The organism is Mesorhizobium shangrilense, from assembly GCF_040537815.1.
In the GTDB taxonomy this organism is placed as follows: Bacteria; Pseudomonadota; Alphaproteobacteria; order Rhizobiales; family Rhizobiaceae; genus Mesorhizobium; species Mesorhizobium shangrilense.
On record NZ_JBEWSZ010000001.1, the window covers coordinates 3,456,735 to 3,474,435 of the forward strand.

At 61.0% G+C, this 17,701-nt stretch carries 15 protein-coding genes and 1 pseudogene; 9 read left to right on the forward strand and 7 right to left on the reverse strand.

Features of this window, described 5'->3' with window-relative positions; translation table 11 throughout:
* Positions 1–33 precede the first annotated feature (33 nt).
* Positions 34–1,191 carry an NAD(P)/FAD-dependent oxidoreductase gene (locus ABVQ20_RS16945; protein ID WP_354460658.1) on the reverse strand — a complete coding sequence of 386 codons (1,158 nt, stop codon included), beginning with the start codon at positions 1,189–1,191 and terminating at the stop codon, positions 34–36.
* Between the two features lie 180 nt (positions 1,192–1,371).
* Here ABVQ20_RS16945 and ABVQ20_RS16950 point away from each other — a divergent pair, with 180 nt between their 5' ends.
* Both ABVQ20_RS16950 and ABVQ20_RS16955 read left to right on the forward strand, forming a co-directional pair.
* On the forward strand, positions 1,372–2,589 hold the full coding sequence (locus tag ABVQ20_RS16950) for an ornithine cyclodeaminase family protein (protein WP_354460659.1): 1,218 nt from the start codon (positions 1,372–1,374) through the stop codon (positions 2,587–2,589).
* A 4-nt stretch (positions 2,590–2,593) separates the two neighbouring features.
* The gene (locus ABVQ20_RS16955; protein ID WP_354460660.1) at positions 2,594–3,736 is read left to right on the forward strand and encodes an aminotransferase class V-fold PLP-dependent enzyme; all 1,143 of its coding nucleotides are present in this window, start codon (positions 2,594–2,596) and stop codon (positions 3,734–3,736) included.
* Positions 3,737–3,742: 6 nt separating this feature from the next.
* On the opposite strand, the gene ABVQ20_RS16960 is transcribed toward ABVQ20_RS16955, so the two are convergent.
* Both ABVQ20_RS16960 and ABVQ20_RS16965 read right to left on the reverse strand, forming a co-directional pair.
* Positions 3,743–4,747 (reverse strand): LysR family transcriptional regulator, encoded by a 1,005-nt coding sequence (locus ABVQ20_RS16960; protein ID WP_354460661.1) that lies wholly within the window; start codon positions 4,745–4,747, stop codon positions 3,743–3,745.
* A gap of 153 nt (positions 4,748–4,900) precedes the next feature.
* Complete coding sequence (locus tag ABVQ20_RS16965) at positions 4,901–6,235, reverse strand: amidase (protein WP_354460662.1); 1,335 nt, start codon at positions 6,233–6,235, stop codon at positions 4,901–4,903.
* A gap of 562 nt (positions 6,236–6,797) precedes the next feature.
* Between ABVQ20_RS16965 and ABVQ20_RS16970 the strand changes: the two genes are divergently transcribed.
* The 5 genes from ABVQ20_RS16970 (at position 6,798) to ABVQ20_RS16990 (ending at position 11,405) form a co-directional block, all read left to right on the forward strand.
* Positions 6,798–7,583, forward strand: a complete 786-nt coding sequence (locus ABVQ20_RS16970) for a transporter substrate-binding domain-containing protein (protein ID WP_354460663.1) — start codon at positions 6,798–6,800, stop codon at positions 7,581–7,583.
* Between the two features lie 82 nt (positions 7,584–7,665).
* Positions 7,666–8,376 (forward strand): ABC transporter permease, encoded by a 711-nt coding sequence (locus ABVQ20_RS16975; RefSeq protein ID WP_354460664.1) that lies wholly within the window; start codon positions 7,666–7,668, stop codon positions 8,374–8,376.
* Between the two features lies 1 nt (position 8,377).
* Positions 8,378–9,064, forward strand: a complete 687-nt coding sequence (locus tag ABVQ20_RS16980) for an ABC transporter permease (protein ID WP_354460665.1) — start codon at positions 8,378–8,380, stop codon at positions 9,062–9,064.
* 287 nt (positions 9,065–9,351) lie between these two features.
* The gene (locus ABVQ20_RS16985; protein WP_354460666.1) at positions 9,352–10,827 is read left to right on the forward strand and encodes an NAD-dependent succinate-semialdehyde dehydrogenase; all 1,476 of its coding nucleotides are present in this window, start codon (positions 9,352–9,354) and stop codon (positions 10,825–10,827) included.
* A 137-nt stretch (positions 10,828–10,964) separates the two neighbouring features.
* Positions 10,965–11,405, forward strand: a complete 441-nt coding sequence (locus ABVQ20_RS16990; protein ID WP_354460667.1) for a hypothetical protein — start codon at positions 10,965–10,967, stop codon at positions 11,403–11,405.
* 176 nt (positions 11,406–11,581) lie between these two features.
* Here ABVQ20_RS16990 and ABVQ20_RS16995 read toward each other — a convergent pair whose 3' ends face one another.
* Positions 11,582–12,841, reverse strand: a complete 1,260-nt coding sequence (locus ABVQ20_RS16995; protein ID WP_354460668.1) for a DUF763 domain-containing protein — start codon at positions 12,839–12,841, stop codon at positions 11,582–11,584.
* 85 nt (positions 12,842–12,926) lie between these two features.
* Positions 12,927–13,349, reverse strand: a pseudogene (locus ABVQ20_RS17000) (efflux RND transporter permease subunit); the annotation flags it as partial.
* Positions 13,350–13,574: 225 nt separating this feature from the next.
* Between ABVQ20_RS17000 and ABVQ20_RS17005 the strand changes: the two are divergent.
* Together ABVQ20_RS17005 and ABVQ20_RS17010 are read left to right on the forward strand one after the other, a co-directional pair.
* Complete coding sequence (locus ABVQ20_RS17005) at positions 13,575–13,796, forward strand: hypothetical protein (protein ID WP_354460669.1); 222 nt, start codon at positions 13,575–13,577, stop codon at positions 13,794–13,796.
* A gap of 321 nt (positions 13,797–14,117) precedes the next feature.
* A complete protein-coding gene (locus tag ABVQ20_RS17010; RefSeq protein WP_354462194.1) occupies positions 14,118–14,381 on the forward strand; it encodes a hypothetical protein in 264 nt (87 codons plus the stop codon).
* Positions 14,382–14,416: 35 nt separating this feature from the next.
* Here the strand turns inward: ABVQ20_RS17010 and ggt are convergent, their stop codons facing one another.
* Positions 14,417–16,156, reverse strand: coding sequence for a gamma-glutamyltransferase (gene ggt, locus ABVQ20_RS17015; RefSeq protein WP_354460670.1), 1,740 nt, complete (start codon positions 16,154–16,156; stop codon positions 14,417–14,419).
* Between the two features lie 169 nt (positions 16,157–16,325).
* Complete coding sequence (gene rhaI / locus ABVQ20_RS17020; RefSeq protein WP_354460671.1) at positions 16,326–17,618, reverse strand: L-rhamnose catabolism isomerase; 1,293 nt, start codon at positions 17,616–17,618, stop codon at positions 16,326–16,328.
* Positions 17,619–17,701 lie beyond the last annotated feature (83 nt).

A 17,701-nucleotide genomic window follows, 5' to 3' on the forward strand; every position in this document is an offset into this window, starting at 1 on the left:
TGCCACGCGAGATCCCGCAGCCTGCAGAAGGGATCAAACATGCGCGGCGGCGCGTTGCGTGTGGGCCTGGAAGAAACGTTGCGGACGAAACGTCTCCATCTCCTCATGGATCTTGCCGCGCACGACTTCGTCGGCGACCACCTTGCCCAGCTGCGGTGCGATCGTCACCCCACTATGCGTCACCGCCATGTAGTGGCCGGCGATGTCCGGCATGGCGCCGGCGCAGGTATAGCCATCCTCCGGGAAAGGCCGGACGGTTGTCCGAATTGCTTCAACGCCTGCCGAGCGAAGCGAAGGCAGGACCCGGCTCGCTGCCTCCAGGAGGGTTGCCGCCTCGTCACCGATAGGGCTGAGCGTTTCGGGCTTCTTGAACGTCATGTCCACCGAGACCTTGTGGATCATGATACGGCCCGCACCGTCGGGACGGAGGTCCAGATCGTCGGCATGTAGCTGGCTTCGAAGCGTCAACGCTATCGGTGGGGTGATCGCTAGCACGCCGATCGTCGAGGAAAGTGGGATGCCCTGCGCATCGCCGAGCCTCTCACTCGACCAGCCGCCGGTGCAGTTCACGACAGCATCGGTAGCGTAGCGTTCGCCGTCGGCCGTGCGAACCGCTCGTACACGACCGCCGTCGGTCTCGATCTCGGTCACGCGTAAACCGATCTTCACCTGTGCACCCCAGCGTTCTTTCGCCGCCCGCAAAAGCCAGGCCGAATAGAGGACAGGATCAACCCAACCTTCCTCCGGATAATAGGAGATTGGACAATCGCCAAAGGCGCAGACGTCGATATCGGGCTCCATCTCGGCTACACGCTTCTTGTCGATCCAATCAACGCCGTAGCCCCATTCCCTCATCTGGCGGAAGTTCTCGAAATAATCGTCCATCGTCTCCGGCACCGTTCGCCAGTCGAAACTGCCGGTCTGGGTGAACCAGGGAGCAGCGCCGAAGTCGCGCCTGAGTTCAAGATGAGCGCGCATCCCGGAGACGTTCAGATCGAAATAGGGCCTGGGACGTTTGGTCGTTGCATTTGTCCAGGCAAAGCTTACCGCCGACGTGCCTCCGGCTATCCTGCCAGCCTCCAGGACGATGACGTCCGCTCCTGCCTTGGCGCATTCATAGGCGGCAGAACTACCGACGATGCCGGAACCGATAACCACGACGCGCATATAGATCACTCCGATAATTCTCATTAAGTTGCGCCAGCCGGTTAAGAAAATCTCGGCGGTCCGCAGAAGTTCTTTCAATCGTATTTATATTAGCGGGCGGCGCTACATCAATTTCGTTGAAGCAATTCGGGAAATAATCTCTCTAGCCATTTCAAGCCTACTTTTTGATTATGATCTTGATTGCGGTCCGCTCAGCACCCTGAGTTGCCCGAAAACATTGCAGTGGGCGCCGATCACCGTCAATTGAACTGGCCGCTGCCGTTTATGGCCAAAAGTTATGAACCGGCGTGGTTCCTATGCTGGCGCATGATCCCGCACAGGCAACTTCTCGTGCGAGGTTATCAAATTCGAGCGCAATCGTTTCCGAGAGCAATGCTACGCTTGGGCAGGTCGGCGCATCGGGTGTCGCGGAATGGAAGAGGCAGCAAGGTGAACGGCCAGCCGGAATTCCTGATGATCGACAAGAACGCGATCCGGGGCATTTTGACCCTCTCGCTGGTGCTTGAGACGACCGAGGCTGCGCTGCGCAAGACATTGACTGGCATGGCTCGCCAGCAGATCAGGCGCACGCTCGAACTTCCAGGTGCGGCCGGGAGTTGCCTGTCGCTTATGTATGCCGCGCTGGACGACCGGCCGCTGTTTGGGGCGAAGGTGCTGTCAGTGTTTCCCGACAATTTTGCACACGGCCTCTCGTCTCACCGCGGCGGCGTGTTCCTGTTCGACAAGGAGCACGGACGGCCTGTAGCCTTGATCGACGGAGGAGAACTGACGGCCTGGCGAACCGCGGCGGCCAGCGCTGTCGCCACGAGGGCGCTTTCGCGGCCCGATAGCTCGACGTTGACCGTGTTAGGATATGGCGAGCAGGCACGCCGGCACGTCGCTGCCATCGCGGAGGTGCGGTCGATCCGTGCGATCCATGTCTGGGGGCGCGACTTTGTAAAAGCCCAGTGCTTCGCCGACGAACAGTCTGCCGTCGGCTTCGAGGCGAAGGCACATCGCGACGCCGTCCGTGAGGCCGACATCATCTGCACGACGACATCGTCCGAAAAGCCGGTGCTATGCGGCGAGTGGCTACCGCCTGGTGTTCACGTCAATGCGGTCGGCGCTAGCGTGGCTTCATGTCGCGAGCTGGACCTCGAGTGCGTGCGTAGGGCGCAGATCTGGGTGGACTACCTGCCTATGGCGCTCGCAGCTGCGGGGGAACTGATCGAAGCGATCGAGACCGGCATGATCGGCGGCGACCATATTCGCGGCGAGGTCGGCGACGTGCTGGCAGGCACCAAGCCCGGCCGAGCTGGCGACGGTCAAATCACGCTCTTCCGGTCTCTCGGCGTTCCTGCCCAAGACATCGAACTCGCCAATCTTGTCTACACCTCAGCCCTTAACGCCGGTCTTGGCACCTCAATTGATTTCAGGTTGTGAGAACATGCTCAACTGCCAGCGAGATCTCTTCTCCATCCCCCGCGACACGGCCTATCTGGACGCCGCATATATGTCGCCGATCCCGATTGCCGCCGTGGCGGCCGGCGAGGCTGGCGTCAGGGTGAAAGCAGAGCCCTGGAAAATGACCATCGCCTCCTACTATGACGAGGTGGAGGAGGCGCGGCAGCTCGCCGCCTCGATGGTGGGCGCGGATGCCGACGACATCGCCATTGTGGCCGCCACCAGCTATGGCATGGCTATCGCTGCCGCCAACCTTCCGGTTCCGACAGGTTCGGCCATCCTTCTGATGGAGAACGAACACACCTCGCATCGATACATCTGGTACGATCTCGCACAGCGCTCCGGTGCTCACGTCGATATTGTCCCGCAACCAGCCGATGGCGACTGGACCAACGCCATCGTGTCGGCGATCCGCAACTCGAGCCGCCCCATCGCGGTCGTCGCGGGAACGTTGGTTCATTGGTTCGAGGGCATGGCCATTGACCTTGAAACAGTCGCAGCCGCCGCACGGGCAGCAGGCGCCAGCCTTGTCGTCGACGGGACCCAGTGGGTTGGCGCGGTGCCCTTCGATGTCCGTCGCGTCCGGCCGGATTTTCTCGTCTTCGCCACCTACAAGTTCCTGCTCGGTCCATATCGCCTCGCGTTCCTCTATGCCGATCGCCGTTGGCACGAAGCAGGGCGCACGCTCGAACATCATTCATGGAACAGGGTGGGTGGAGATAAATCCGATTTCTATAAGGTTGCCGTGCCCGACTTTCTTCCCGGCGCGCGGCGGTTCGACATGGGAGAACGCTCCGATTTCGCGGTCCTGCCCATCGCGATCGCTGCAATGAAGCTCATCCGCGGATGGACCGTCGAGAGCGTGTTTGGACGCCTCCGTCACCTTAACGAACTCGTCTGGTCACAGGCGGAAAGCAGAGGGCTGCCGGTCGCGCGTCCGCGACACCCGACACCGCATATCTCGATCCTCGACATCGGCGATCGTCTCGCGGCGAGCGCGGCACAGGAGCTCAAACGTGCTGGTGTTCACGTCACGCTACGAGGCACAAAGATGCGCGTGTCGCCGCATGTCTACAACGACGAAGCGGATATCAATCGCCTGTTCGAAAGCCTCCCACTCCGCTAGAGACTCTCAGCGTTGAATGGAAACAGTTCTGTCGGCTTGGCGGCGAGGACCCAAGGCTGTGATTCCCGCTTCCACGCCGTTCATAAAGCTTCGCGTCGTCTGGATGAGATGCTCGGTGAAAGCGTCCGCCGCTGTCGATGCAATGACGCCCCACGGCCGGTAAACACTCAGATTCAGATCGAGATGTGGCCGGAAATCCCTGATCTCGATCGGCAGGTCGCGTGCCAGCCAGGCGGAAAGCCTGTCGACGACGCTCACACCCGCGCCGGACGCGACCAGGGCGATGCAGGCGCTAGACAGGCTGGCCTCGACTTTCAGGAGACGTCCCACTCCGCGTTCTTCGCAAAGGGCATCGAGTTGCTGGCGCATCGGATCGGCGGAGCCCATCGAGATGAAGTCGAGACCTTCGAGGTCCTCCGCCTGCACCACTTCGAGCTCGGACAATCGATGACCCGCCGGCATGACACACACTGGTGGAGTTGCTGTCAGCGCGCGCCTGACGATTGAAGAGTTGTCGTCCGATGCCGTGACGCCTATTCCGATGTCGAGCTGATTGCGGCTTGCCCGCTGCACCACTGTCGCGGAGCTGCGGATATCCAGGGAAATCGACACAGATGGATGCTGTTTTGAGAAGCTCGTAATAATGGACGGCAGCAGCGTGGATCCGAAAGCCGGGAGCGCGCAGATGTTCAGCCTGCCGCTGCGCAATTCGCGGATCTCCCTTGCAGCCCGCGAGATGCCGCGCGCCGACTCGAAAACGCGCTTCACCTCGGCATAGAGCATATGCGCCTCAGGCGTAGGGATCAGCCGCTGCCGGCTTTTCCTGAACAGCTGGAAATCCGCCTTCTCGCTGAGTTGCTGGAGCATCTTGCTGACAGCGGGCTGCGTGATGTCGAGCGCGTCGGCCGCCTTGGTGGTCGTCCCGTGCAGCATGACCGAGGCGAAGACCTCGATCTCGCGCGGCGTAAACTCCGCCCCCTTTGTGACCGTGTCCTTTTCGCCGAGATTCATTACCACTCGCCTTGCTGCGCAGCTCGATCACTGTGCCGAAACAGCGAGCTGCGGAAGCCAAGGGTAATGGGAAGGCGCCCATGTTCCAAGAGCCGCGCGAAGGAAGTTTATTCCTGCAGGTTATGAACTTTATGCGCTTTGGCGGAACGGAGCTCAGTTGCTTGTCAACATCTCGGCGAGGTCGAGCAAATCGGCATCCTGGCCTGGCGAACTGGCAAGCTGCACCGACACAGGAAGCCCGTCGGGAACCAACAAGGGCATGGCCAACGCCGGCATGCCGAGCATATTTGCCCAGCGCCGGAAGCGGCCGCCGGCCATTCCCCATGGCGCCATGTCCCCATTCACCTCGGTGAGTTCGTCGGAAAGCCGAGGCGCCGATCCAGGCGCCGTTGGGATGGCGAGAGCGTCCAGGCCTGCGATTTTCTCCAGAAACCGGCCTCGCACATCGTTCCGGATTTCGATGGCGCCGTCATATGCGTCCGCACTGATCCGAATGCCGTCCTGCAGGAAGGAGCGAACCGCGTCGCCGACCATATCTGGCTTCTGCTCGATTATATCGCGGTAGGTTCTCGCGAACTCGCACTGCAGGATTCTCAATCCGGCCGCAATGAACGCCTCCCTGTCGTCGAAGGTGATCTCGATCGTGCGCACGTTGGGGCGATCGAGCAGGCCAGCCATCGCAACGTCGACGCTGGTGTCGACAGCAGCGCCAACCAGCTCGGGACAGATGCCGATCGTGACGCAGGCCTTCGATTTTCTCTCCCTGCGCGCGCCACCGGGTGGGCTGAGTCGTTTTCCGGCGAGCGCCTTGGTCATCAGCCGAACGTCCCTGACCGAGCGTGCAAGAACGCCGACGCAGTCCAGCGAAGGCGCTATGCTCATGACGCCCTCCATGGCGATCAGACCATTCGTCGGCTTGTAACCGAACAGCCCCGTCGCGGCAGCCGGAGATCGGTTTGACCCGCCGCTGTCCGTGCCAACCGCGGCCGGGCAAAAGCCGGCTGCGACCGCTGCAGCCGATCCGCTGCTCGTGCCACCCGTCCCACGGCTTGGATCAAGCGGGTTGGCAACCTTGCCGTACCAGGGGTTTTCATGCCCGCCCACGCACAGTTCGTGCAGGTTTGTCTTCCCGATAATGATGGCGCCGGCGGCTTGAAGATTGACAATGCAGGTCGCCGTCGCCGGTGCAACGTGGTTCTCAAACAGACGGGAGCCAGCCGTTGTCGGCCAATGCTTTACGTCGACAACGTCTTTGACCGCTATCGGCACGCCATGCAGAGGGCCGCGCCGGTGACCGGATCTGATTTCGCGTGTGGCCTGAAGCGCGGCATGGAGGGCGCCAGCTTCATTTACAAAGATCATCGCCCCGATTTGTTCGTTCAGATCGCGGATCCGCCCGAGACAGCTTTCCACGATTGCCACGGGCGACAAGCCGGACGCGATTTTATCGCTCATCTCCTCGATCGATGGGCAAGGACTACTATCCATATGACGACCTTAGTGCGAACGAGTCCCGACCGACAGCATGGCGGCCGGCCATGCCGGTCGACGATGCCACATCAGAAATTTGGGGGACAGTTGCGAGCCTATTCCTGTGGAAGCGGGTCTATCGCTGAAAACTCATAGCCTGGCTCAATGGGGCGCCGTGAACCGTTCAATTCCCGCGCTGTCCCCAGCTGTCCCCACAGGTGTGCATTAACAGGCGCTGGTGGTTTGGTGGTCGAGCCTGATGCCGGATCACGTCACTCGAAGGCTGATCACTGTCATAACTATTGGTGATGAACCGCGTGGCAAGGGGCATTAGATCGAGAGCATTTGAACTGTTAGCGTTTTCAAATACCGAGCTGAAAAAGATCGACTGAGCCTAATGGCCAAGCCCGTATCGCCGACAATATCTGAACCAGTCCACGATGCTCAGTGTTGCTGGCCGCTCGTCGGAATCGATCGACGTATCGATCCCATCCGACATCGAAAGATCGGCGGATCCTCGGCGACCAGGATCGTCATCGCGGAAGATACAAATCCACAGAAACAAAAAAGGGGAACAATCATGAAAAAGCTTGCAATCGCCTTGTCATTGATCGTGGCGGTCTTTAGCGCCGCCACTCCATCCTCAGCGGCCGATGACGTCATCCGTTTCGGTGTCGCCGCCGAGCCATACGCGCCTTTCTCGGTCAAGGATGCCAGCGGCAATTGGCAAGGCTGGGAAATCGACCTGATGAATGTCGTCTGCAAAGAGATGAAGGCGAAGTGCGAGATCGTCGATATCGCCTGGGACGGTATCATTCCCGCGCTCTTGGCCAAGAAGTTCGACGTCATATGGAGCTCTATGTCGATCACGGACAAGCGCAAGGAGGTGATCGACTTCACCGACAAATATTACTATTCGCCCAACGTGCTTGTCGGCGCCAAGGCCGACACGCGGCAATTCGACGTGACCAAGCCAGAGACGTTCAAGGGGGTTGCCGTGGCGGCACAGAGTGCGAGCCTGCAGGCGACTTACTTGCAGGACAAGTTCAACGGCATTGCCGAAATGAAGATCTACCCAACACTCGACGACGAAATCGCCGACATCCAGGCCGGGCGGGTGGATCTCATGGCAGCAGCGGGTATCCAGATCCAGGATTTCTTGAAGAAGCCGGAAGGCCAGGCTTATGAAATCAAGGTGACTCTGCCGCATGAGAAGATGTTTGGATACGGTGACGGCGCTGGCCTGCGCAAGGAGGACACCGCTCTGAGAGACCGCCTCAATGCTGCACTCAAGGCGGTGCGCGCCAGCGGCGAATATGACACGATCACCAAGCGCTATTTCGATTTCGACATCTACGGCGATTGATCGTCTGTTCCAGGCCTGGTGCCGGCTTCCATAGGGGCCGGCACCACTTCATTGAACTGGAACCCGCTTTATGTATCCCATCATGTCCTGGACAACCCTGCTCGGCTTCGGACACCAGGGGTGGGGCGACGAATTGCTTCGCGGTGCTTGCCTGAGCCTTGGTATCTCGATCAGCGCCTATCTTGTGGGCCTGGCACTCGGCCTCGTGGGTGCGGTGGCCAAGATCTCAAGGAACCGCGTAGCGGTCTCTGCAGCCGTCGCCTACACCACAATCATCCGGTCCGTGCCGGATATTCTCATCATATTTCTCGTCTACTACAGCGCGACAGACGCGTTGCGCTGGGCTGTGAGTTTGGCTGGACTGACGTCCGAATTCCAGCTCAATGGATTTGTCGCCGCGACCTTGTCGCTTGGAATTGTCCAAGGTGGCTACAGCACCGAGGTCTTGCGCGGAGCGATCGTGGCCATCCCGCGAGGTCAGGTCGAGGCAGCCTATGCACTAGGTTTGACACGCCGCCAGACGTTCTTCCTGGTGACTGTGCCGCAGATGGTTCCTCTGGCTTTGCCCGGGCTTGGTAATTTGTGGCTGGTCGTCTTGAAGGAAAGCTCACTGGTCAGCCTGATCGGTTTTACCGAGCTCGTTCTTGCCGGCAAAATGGCTGCCGGCGCGACGCGTGATTACTTCATGTTCTATTGCGCGATCGCCTTCATTTTCCTCGTGATGTCTGGGATATCAGCGATGCTTTTCCATGCCCTCGAAACAGCCACCGTCCGTGGCGGGAGGAAGAGCTAGCGTGACTGAGTTTGGGGTGTACCTTGCTAATCAGCTTGTGGCCGGCGTCCAGGTCACCATAATCCTGTTCGTCGGCTGCGCGGTGGTCGGCAATTTGCTTGCCATCCCGATTGCCTTGGCCCGGTTGTCCAACAGGAGATGGCTGCGATATCCAGCGGTCGCGTTTATCCTCGCATTCCGCGGCACGCCGCTCCTGGTCCAGCTCTATCTCTGCTACTTTGGCGTCGGCCAGATTCTCGCCGGCGTCCCTTCGATACGCTACAGCCCGCTCTGGCCCATATTGCGAGGCGCTGACTTCTATGCGTTTTTTACCCTTTCCTTGAACACCGCGGCCTACTGCGGCGAAATATGGAGAGGGGCGATACAGGCCATTCCAGAAGGACAGCGTGAGGCTGGCCAGTCGCTTGGCCTGTCGAAAACACGGATCATGATTTCCGTCCTTCTCCCGCAGGCTTTCAGGTTGGCGCTGCCGGCGATCGGCGGTCAGAATATCCTGCTTTTGAAGGGAACGGCGCTCGCTTCGACGATCACGGTCTTCGAACTCATGGGTGCAGCCAACCTCGTTCGCGCGCAGACCTTTCGGGTCTACGAGCCTTTGTTCGCCGCGGCACTTGGATATTTCCTGCTGGCGGCATTGATCACTGTCGGCTTCGAGTTTTTCGAGAGACGACTTGCCCGACGATATTGACCGGCACGGTTCGGGTTGCCTGCGATAGCAGGCCGCTTTCGGGATAGGGCGATATCTGTTTCTACGGCCGATGTCGGGCGCAAAGCTGCCATACGGCGTGGGGGCGTTGTAGAGTGAACAAAGCGAGTTTGGATACCGGGCGAATGCGACATGATGAAGGGTCCGCCTTCATTCCACGAATTCACCTTGGGTCTGCCCACTGGCGGTTCAGGCCCTATGCGAAAGCCGATTTCGCGAGCTAAACATCGGCGCTCAACCAATCGAACAATTTGCTAAGAAGAACGGTCTTGCCCCTCTTCCCCTCGCTGACTCGCCACCTGAAATCGCCCGACCTTTTTGGCGCCATCGACCGGGCGCCAGCCCTTGGGCTGGTCGTCAGCGAGCGTACATTCGAGGTCCTTAATCCGTCGACCGGTGAGTTGCTTGCGGAACTTCCGGACATGGGCGTCGAGGAGACACGTACGGCGATCGACAAGGCCCATGTCGCGCAGGCCGAATGGGCAGCGCTGACCGCCCGGGAGCGCAGCGAAATGCTCTGGCAATGGCATCAGTTGATCGTCAACCACACCGACGACCTCGCAGCGATCCTGACCGCCGAAATGGGTAAGCCGCTTGCAGAAGCCAAATCGGAAGTGTCGCATGCGGCGGCGTATCTGCAATGGTATGCTGAGGAAGCCAATCGCATATACGGCGAGACGATCTCGGCACCGTCGACAGACCGCCGCATGCTGGTAATCAAGCAGCCGATCGGCGTTGTCGGCACCATCACGCCGTGGAATTTTCCCGCATCCATGGTGGCGCGCAAGATTTCGCCGGCGCTTGCGGCGGGTTGCGCAATCGTGTTGAAGCCCGCCGAGCAAACGCCGCTTGTCGCCGGAGCCATGTTCGCGCTGGCCGCAGAGGCAGGTTTTCCCGAAGGTGTCGTGAACCTCGTCTACGCCTCCGAGGGCGCTGCGGTAGGGCGTGAGCTTTGCCACAATCCCAAAGTGCGCAAGATCAGCTTCACCGGATCGACCGAGGTAGGGCGGCTGCTCATGCGGCAGTGCTCGGACCAGATCAAGAAGGTCAGCCTGGAACTCGGCGGCAATGCGCCTTTCATCGTCTTCGACGATGCCGACATAGATGCTGCCGTGGACGGTGCGATCCAGGCCAAGTTTCGCAATGCCGGCCAGACCTGCGTTTCGGCGAACCGCCTTTACGTCCAGTCGGCCGTTCATGATGAATTCGTCGACAAATTCGCCGGGCGGGTTCGCCAGCTTCAGGTCGGTGACGGTTTTGATCCCGACGTCGCCATTGGTCCGCTGATTGACGGGGCGGCTCTCGCCAAGATCGAATCCCACATCGCCGATGCCTTGGAGAAGGGCGGTGCAATTCGGTGCGGAGGCGGCAGGATTGGAAAGGACGGGACCTTTTTCCAGCCCACTGTCCTCACCGAAATCTCCAGCGAAATGGCATTGGCGCGAGAAGAAACATTTGGGCCCCTGGCTCCGATCATCCGCTTCGAAGACGCCGATCAGGTCGTGCGTGACGCCAATGACACGATTTATGGCCTTGCCGCCTATTTCTATGCTTCCAACCTGAAACGTGTCTGGCGCGTGGCCGAAGCCTTGGAATATGGCATGGTGGGCATCAACACAGGACGTATGTCCTCGGAAGCCGCGCCTTTCGGTGGCATGAAGCAGTCCGGCATCGGACGGGAGGGGTCCCGCCATGGCCTCGAGGATTACCTCGAGATGAAATATCTCTGCATGGGCGGCATCTGAAGGACGCCGCTCGGCCCGTCACTGCATGGCGCGCTGGGTGAAACGACTTTGCTCCTATCGGGCTGTCGGCGGATTTGATTTGCTTGGTGATCCCCCAACCTTAGGGCAAACTGCCTGCCGGGGCCGCAGGAGGAGAAATGAGAGCACGCGCAGCAACGCTCGGGGATCTGGAGGATGTCTTTCATGGTCTGTCCAAGCGAATGTCGGACGAGTACGTCGCGGCCGGCAAGGACAGCAAGATCGCCTACGACAATCTGATGATGAACTTGAAGGAAGGCCGGGCGCATGCGCTTGTCGAGGGCGACAAGACGGTGGCGATCATCGCCTGGCATGAGAATAGCGACGCGGCCGATACGCTGTTTGCCGCACAGGAGGATTTCTTCCGCGCCACGACCGTTCGCTTCTGCAAGCAGCACATTCGCCACATCCAGGCGCTCGCCGGCAATCTTCCCATTCGCTCGCGCAGCTGGCTCCAGGGACCTGACGTCGCCAGATGGTTTCGAATCATCGGCTATGTCGAGCGGGGCCAGGAGAACGGCGCCACCCTGTTCGAATTGCCGCCGGCTCCCGTGAGATAGGAAATCGCGGCAGCGGCGCTCAAATAGATGCCTACAATTTCATTGGCCGCAGAATTACCCATCTTGGCGATAAGCAAAAACATAGCCTGTTGGAGCGCGTAGCCACGCGCCATCGTCGATGAAGGCGAGCCTGGCGCCTCCATCGGCGTGCCGACCGGGTTCCGGAAGCGGCACGGTCAGGGCTTTTTCGATATCATGGGCGCAGTCTCAGGCGCCGGTTCCCATCCGAACACGCTTCTGCCGCCGAGCAGATGTGACTGATCGAGCTCTCCGGCGATGATTTCCTTGAGGCTGGGACCGGTGGCATAGCGTTCGACCTGACGCGACTGGTCGTCAAGGCGCCGGAGTGCCGCGACCTCTTCCTCGCGTCCGAGCCTGGCCTTCTGGACGGCGGACTTCAGCACGCCGATCGTCTCGTCATAGACTTTCAGCGGCACCGGGAACGGGTGCCGATCCTTGCCGCCATGAGCCAGCGAGAAGCGGCCGGGGTCGGAAAAACGGCACGGCGCGCCATGCAGGACCTCTGCCACCAGAGCCAGGGCGCGCACCGTGCGGGCGCCGACACCGGGCACCAGCAGCAGTTCGGCGAAATCCTCGGGCCCTCGGTCGGCAGCCGCCGCGATGTTTCCGTGAAGGCGGCGCATAACGACATCGCTCTCGCGGACATCGTGGTGCGCCGGCATCACGAGATAAGGCAGAAGCGGCTGTTCTGGCGGAGGTGGCGGACCACGCTCCAACGTCGCCAACTCCCTGACGATGCGGTCCGGACCGAGATCCCGCAGCAGGTCCAACTGCCCCTGGCGCGAGGCATCGGCACGGCGATCGGTCAGATTGACGATCTCGCCCTGGTTGGCGCCCTCGATGGCGGCGTGGGGCTGATCGACAAAGCTCTTCAGGCCCTCGGAGAGCCAGTGGTAGCGGCGCGCCACCTTGCTGTCCCCGTTCATGCCTTGCTGCACCACCACCCAGTTGCCGTCATCGGTGACGATGAAACCATGCAGGTAGAGATCGAAGCCGTCCTGCACGGCAGCGCTGTCCACCTTGGCGACGAGGCGACTGGCATTGGCGAGGCCCGCCCCGTCCAACCCGACGCGCTCGCCGATCAGCGTCAGTTCGTGCGGCGTCTTGCGCGAATGGGCGCCGCGGCCACCACAGACATGAATGCCGAGTTCGCCGGAAAGCGGCGACAGACCGCGCTTCAAGGCGCCGACAACGCTGGTGGTGATGCCTGACGAATGCCAGTCCATCCCCATGACGGCGCCGAACGATTGGAACCAGAAGGGATTTGCCAGGCGGCGCAGCAGTTCGTCGCGGCCATAGTGATGAATGATCGCCTCGCACATGACAGCGCCAAGGCGCGTCATGCGGTCGCCCAGCCATTTCGGCACGCGGCCGCCATGCAGCGGAAGGTCAGCACTTCCCGATCGTTGCGCCAACTCCTGCCACCTGTTCCCGCTCTATGCCTGTCATCTGTAGACAGATAGGCATCAAAGGCCGCGCGGGGAAGCGCCAGCATGCGAACTAAACACTCGCCGTCACTTCATTGCCCTCGCCGGCGGACCGCGCCACAGCCTGTTTCTTCTCCCGGCCGCCGATCAACTTGAAGAACAGTGGTATGAGGAAGATGGCGAGGAAGGTCGCCGCGAGCATGCCGCCTATGACGCCGGTGCCGATCGAGTGGCGGCTGGCCGAGCCAGCTCCGGTGCTGATCGCCAGCGGCAGGACGCCGAGGATGAAGGCCAGCGACGTCATGATGATCGGCCGGAAGCGCAGCCGCGCCGCCTCGAGAGCGGCATGGAAAGCGCTGAGACCTTCCTGCCGCTTCAGCACCGCGAACTCGACGATCAGGATGGTGTTCTTCGCCGCCAGGCCGATCTGGAAGTAGACGTCATTGCTGAGCCCACGCAGCCAGATTGCCACCAGCGCGCCGAACAAGGCGAACGGCCATACTCGACCGCGTTTATTCCCTGCACGCTGCACTGACAGAGAAAGCGATCGAGGGTGCCGCGGACCCCCTGAAGGCCGTCGGCACACGCGCGCTCGACGTCATCGATCTGTTCGAGACGGACGCACACACGCAGACGGTCCATCAAATTATCGTCACGCGATGTGAGTATATCGGTGAGATGCAGGAAGCCTTGCTTTGGCAGCGGTCCCTTCACAACAACCATGCTCCTGACGTTCCAGCGCGGGTTCGAAGCCGCGCAGGCGAATGGCGATCTGGCTGGTCTGTGGACGGCCGAAACGGCGTCGACGACGCTTCAGTGCTTTATGTCAGGCATGCTGAACGATTGGCTGAGTTATGATTTCAACGCGGAATTCGCCGAAACCCTCAGGCGCTCCTTGCAGAAACTGTTGACCTGCTTTCGTGCCGACCATCAAATCCAGTGAGCGGATCTTCAAGAGATCATCTTTCCTCCACGAACACATCCCATATTCGAACGGTCCGGCTGAGAGTCGCCATGAGGCAAGCGCGCTGGGTTGTGCGACGCTTGGTTGGGCACGAGGTGAAAAAACGGTGGCAGGTCGCCGCCAGAAAGTGTTGAAGACCTTACCGAACGCAATCAGCAAAGTGTGACGCGGTTGCGCTCGGCGAGGCTTGGTGGTTTGTTGCCGCTTTACGGAGAATGAATGATGCGAGAGCCTGTGGGTCAAGACGAATATGGGTCGACGAATCCGTTCGACCCGAATGACCTGTCAACCTTGAACGCGATGGGCCCGAGCATCGGAGGAAACGACTTCGAGAAATATGCCGTCGCCGTGATCATCGTGTTCGGTGCCCTGATCATCGGCGGATTGATGGCCGCCTCGCTGACGCTTGGACATCGCAGTGGTTTCCTCTACGCGCTTGGCGGCGCCACCTCGGCGTGGATATCCGGAAACGCGCTTCTGCTCGATCGGCCGCGCATCTATGCGATATTCGTCGGCATCGCCGCGTTGATGCTGATTGCATCGACCATCACGCTGATCGCCTGACCGCGCGCGAACCGGATTCCGTTTTCCGGATCGGACTAGTACCCCAGGGCCTCGCCGGATGCGGCGCGGCTATCGATGGCGCCGTTGTAGCGGGCGCCGCCGCCCTTCTCGATTTCCGCCAGGCTCTTGCCGCCAACCAGGATGCCCGCCGCCTGTCCCCAGGTCGAATCACCAAGATCGAGGTGATAGCCCATGCCGGCCAGCAGTCTTTCGGTGTCCGGCGACAGACCAAAGGGCTCGATATACACCGTGTCGGGTAGCCATTGGTGATGGATGCGCGGCGCGTCGATCGCCTCCTGGATGTTCATGCCGTGGTCGATGACGTTGACGATCGCTTCAAGCGTGATGGTGATGATGCGCGAGCCGCCCGGGCTGCCGATGACCATGAACGGCTTGCCCGCCTTGGCCACGATGGTCGGGCTCATCGATGACAGCGGTGTCTTCTTCGGTTGGATGGCGTTGGCCTCGCCCTGCACCAGGCCATAGAGGTTGGGCACGCCCGGCTTCTGGGTGAAATCGTCCATCTCGTTGTTGAGCAGGATGCCGGTGCCATCGGCGACGACGCCGGCGCCAAAGGAGCCGTTCAACGTGTAGGTGACGGCGACCGCGTTGCCGTCATTGTCGATGATGGAATAGTGGGTCGTCTCCTTGCTCTCGCCAAAGCCCCTCGGCATCAGGTCCTGCGACACGCCGGCCCGGGACGGATCGATCTTGGCGCGGATGTCCTTGGCATAGGCCTTGTCCAGCAGTTTGGTCACCGGATTGTCGACGAAATCGGGATCGCCAAGTGCTGAATTGCGGTCGACATAAGCATGGCGCATGGCTTCGACCATGACATGGACCGTCTCGGCGGAACCGGCGCCGAGATAGGACAGCGGATAGCCTTCCAGCACGTTGAGGATTTCGCAGATGATGACGCCGCCGGAGCTCGGCGGTGGTGAGGACGTGATCTCATAGCCGCGATAGCTGCAGGTCACCGGCTTGAGTTCGCGCACCGCATATTGCTCGAAATCCTGCTTGGCCAGGATGCCGCCCTTGGCGCCGCTCGCCTTGACGATGGCGTCCGCAATGGCGCCCTTGTAGAAGGCATCAGGGCCTTTTTCGGAAATGGCTGACAAGGAAGCGGCAAGGTCGGGCTGGACCAGCCGCTCGCCGATGCCATAGGGCTTGCTATCCGGTTTCAGGAAGATGGCAGCAGCCGCGGGGTCCTTTGCCATCCTGTCGGCGCCGCCGGCAAAAGAAGCGGCGTCACCCTGATTGAGGACGAACCCATCCTTGGCATAGCTGATCGCCGGCGCCATCAGATCTTGCCTGGACAATGTGCCATATTTTTCACGCGCCATCTCGAGACCGGCGACGGAACCGGGCACGCCGACCGCAAGATAGCCGTCCAGGCTGGCGCCTCTCACGGGGTTGCCATCCTTGTCGAGATACATGGTTTTTGTCGCCGCCAGCGGCGCGCGCTCGCGGAAATCGAGGAAGGTCGATCTGCCGTCCTTGAAGCGGATGGTCATGAAGCCGCCGCCGCCGATGTTGCCGGCATTGGGATAGACGACGGCCAGCGCATAGCCGACGGCGACCGCGGCATCGACGGCATTGCCGCCCTTCTTCAAAACCTCGACACCGACTTCCGAGGCCAGATGCTGGGCCGTTACCACCATGCCGTGCTCGCCCTTGGCGGGGGCTGGCGAAGCGGCGAAGACGTTCGCCAATGGAGCCAGGGCAAAGGTGATGGAAAGGCTGGCGGCGATCAGCGTCCGACGGTTGAGAGGCATGGCGGGTCTCCGGGCGGGGACGCTTAGAAGACCGTGTTGGAATGATCGAGTCCACTGACAATTGAAGGAGCGTGAGAAAGAACCCCCTCACCCGGACTGCCAGCCGAATTGCAAAGGGCAATTCGGGGCAAATCCGACCTCTCCCCGAGGGGACAGGAGGGAACCGGCGCTAGACGATGCCGCCCGAGCCGCCGGCGACGGCCGGGCGTTCCGCCGCGACCTTGGCGCGGTAGCCCGCGGCACGGTAGGCGGCGACCGGGTCGATGGCACCGCCAGTCTTCAGCCGCGCCATGGCGAGGATCGGCTCGACATCGGTGCGGTAGGCCGCCTTCAGCGTCTGCGTTGCCATCAGGGCGTCATTGCTGTCCTGGTAGCCTTGCAGCGCCTTGCGGTCGACCAGCAGCGCCTGCGCATAGGCGCGCTGCACCTCGACGGCCGACAGCATCAGGCTTTCGATCGGATCGGTGACATTGTGGCTCTGGTCGAGCATGTGCGCCGGATCAAAGCCTTCGGCGCCAGACAGTTCGGCATCGACCAGTTCGTTGAAGACGAGGAACAGCCGGTAGGGATCGATCGACCCGGCATCGAGATCATCGTCGCCATATTTCGAATCATTGAAGTGGAAGCCGCCGAGCTTCCTGAACTGGATCAGCCGCGACACGATCATCTCGATGTTGACGTTGGGGGCGTGGTGGCCGAGGTCGACCAAGCAGAACGCCTTGTCGCCCAACTCCTGAGCGATCATGTAGTTGGTGCCCCAGTCCTGCACGACGGTGGAATAGAAGGCCGGCTCGTACATCTTGTGCTCGGTGAACAGCTTCCAGTCGGCCGGCAGCCCGGCATAGACCTCCTTCATGGCGTCGAGATAGCGCTCGAACGCCCTGGCGAAATTGACCTGGCCGGGGAAATTCGAGCCGTCGCCGATCCACACCGTCAGCGCCTTGGAGCCCAGCGTCTTGCCGATCTCGATGCATTCGAGATTGTGCTCGACCGCTTGCCGACGCGTGGCGGCATCAGCATGCGACAGCGAACCGAATTTATAGGAAAGAGCCTGATCCCTGGCATCGGAAAAGGTGTTGGAATTCATGGCATCGAAGCCGAGGCCGAAACGCGAGGCCGCCTGTTTCAGCCGGTTCGGATCGGCCTTGTCCCACGGAATGTGCAAGGAGACGGTCGGCGTCGCCTGTGTCAGTTGCTGGATGACGGCGCAGTCCTCGATCTTGTCGAAGATGTCGCGCGGCTCGCCGGCGCCGGGAAAGCGGGCGAAGCGGGTGCCGCCTGTGCCGACGCCCCAGGAGGGAATGGCAACCGCGAATTTTTCGACCTTGTCGCGGATGGCATCGATGGCGATGCCGCGGCGGTCGAGACGCTCACCAAGCGAGGCGTAGTCGCGTTCGAGGTCGGCCTTGCGCGCGGCATTATCCTTGTCGACGAGATCGGCGGAGATGATGGTTTCGGACACTGCGGTTTCCTCCCAAGTATGTTTGGTCGGCGCTGCCCCTCATCCGCCTGCCGGCACCTTCTCCCCGTATGGGGACGGGGAGA

Excerpts from the sequence above, each read along its gene's own strand:
- ABVQ20_RS16945 (WP_354460658.1), bottom strand. The coding sequence starts at position 1,191 with ATGAGAATTATCGGAGTGATCTATATGCGCGTCGTGGTTATCGGTTCC.
- ABVQ20_RS16955 (WP_354460660.1), top strand. The coding sequence starts at position 2,594 with ATGCTCAACTGCCAGCGAGATCTCTTCTCCATCCCCCGCGACACGGCC.
- ABVQ20_RS16960 (WP_354460661.1), bottom strand. The coding sequence starts at position 4,747 with ATGAATCTCGGCGAAAAGGACACGGTCACAAAGGGGGCGGAGTTTACG.
- ABVQ20_RS16965 (WP_354460662.1), bottom strand. The coding sequence starts at position 6,235 with ATGGATAGTAGTCCTTGCCCATCGATCGAGGAGATGAGCGATAAAATC.
- ABVQ20_RS16970 (WP_354460663.1), top strand. The coding sequence starts at position 6,798 with ATGAAAAAGCTTGCAATCGCCTTGTCATTGATCGTGGCGGTCTTTAGC.
- ABVQ20_RS16975 (WP_354460664.1), top strand. The coding sequence starts at position 7,666 with ATGTCCTGGACAACCCTGCTCGGCTTCGGACACCAGGGGTGGGGCGAC.
- ABVQ20_RS16990 (WP_354460667.1), top strand. The coding sequence starts at position 10,965 with ATGAGAGCACGCGCAGCAACGCTCGGGGATCTGGAGGATGTCTTTCAT.
- ABVQ20_RS17005 (WP_354460669.1), top strand. The coding sequence starts at position 13,575 with ATGCTCCTGACGTTCCAGCGCGGGTTCGAAGCCGCGCAGGCGAATGGC.
- ABVQ20_RS17010 (WP_354462194.1), top strand. The coding sequence starts at position 14,118 with ATGGGCCCGAGCATCGGAGGAAACGACTTCGAGAAATATGCCGTCGCC.
- ggt (WP_354460670.1), bottom strand. The coding sequence starts at position 16,156 with ATGCCTCTCAACCGTCGGACGCTGATCGCCGCCAGCCTTTCCATCACC.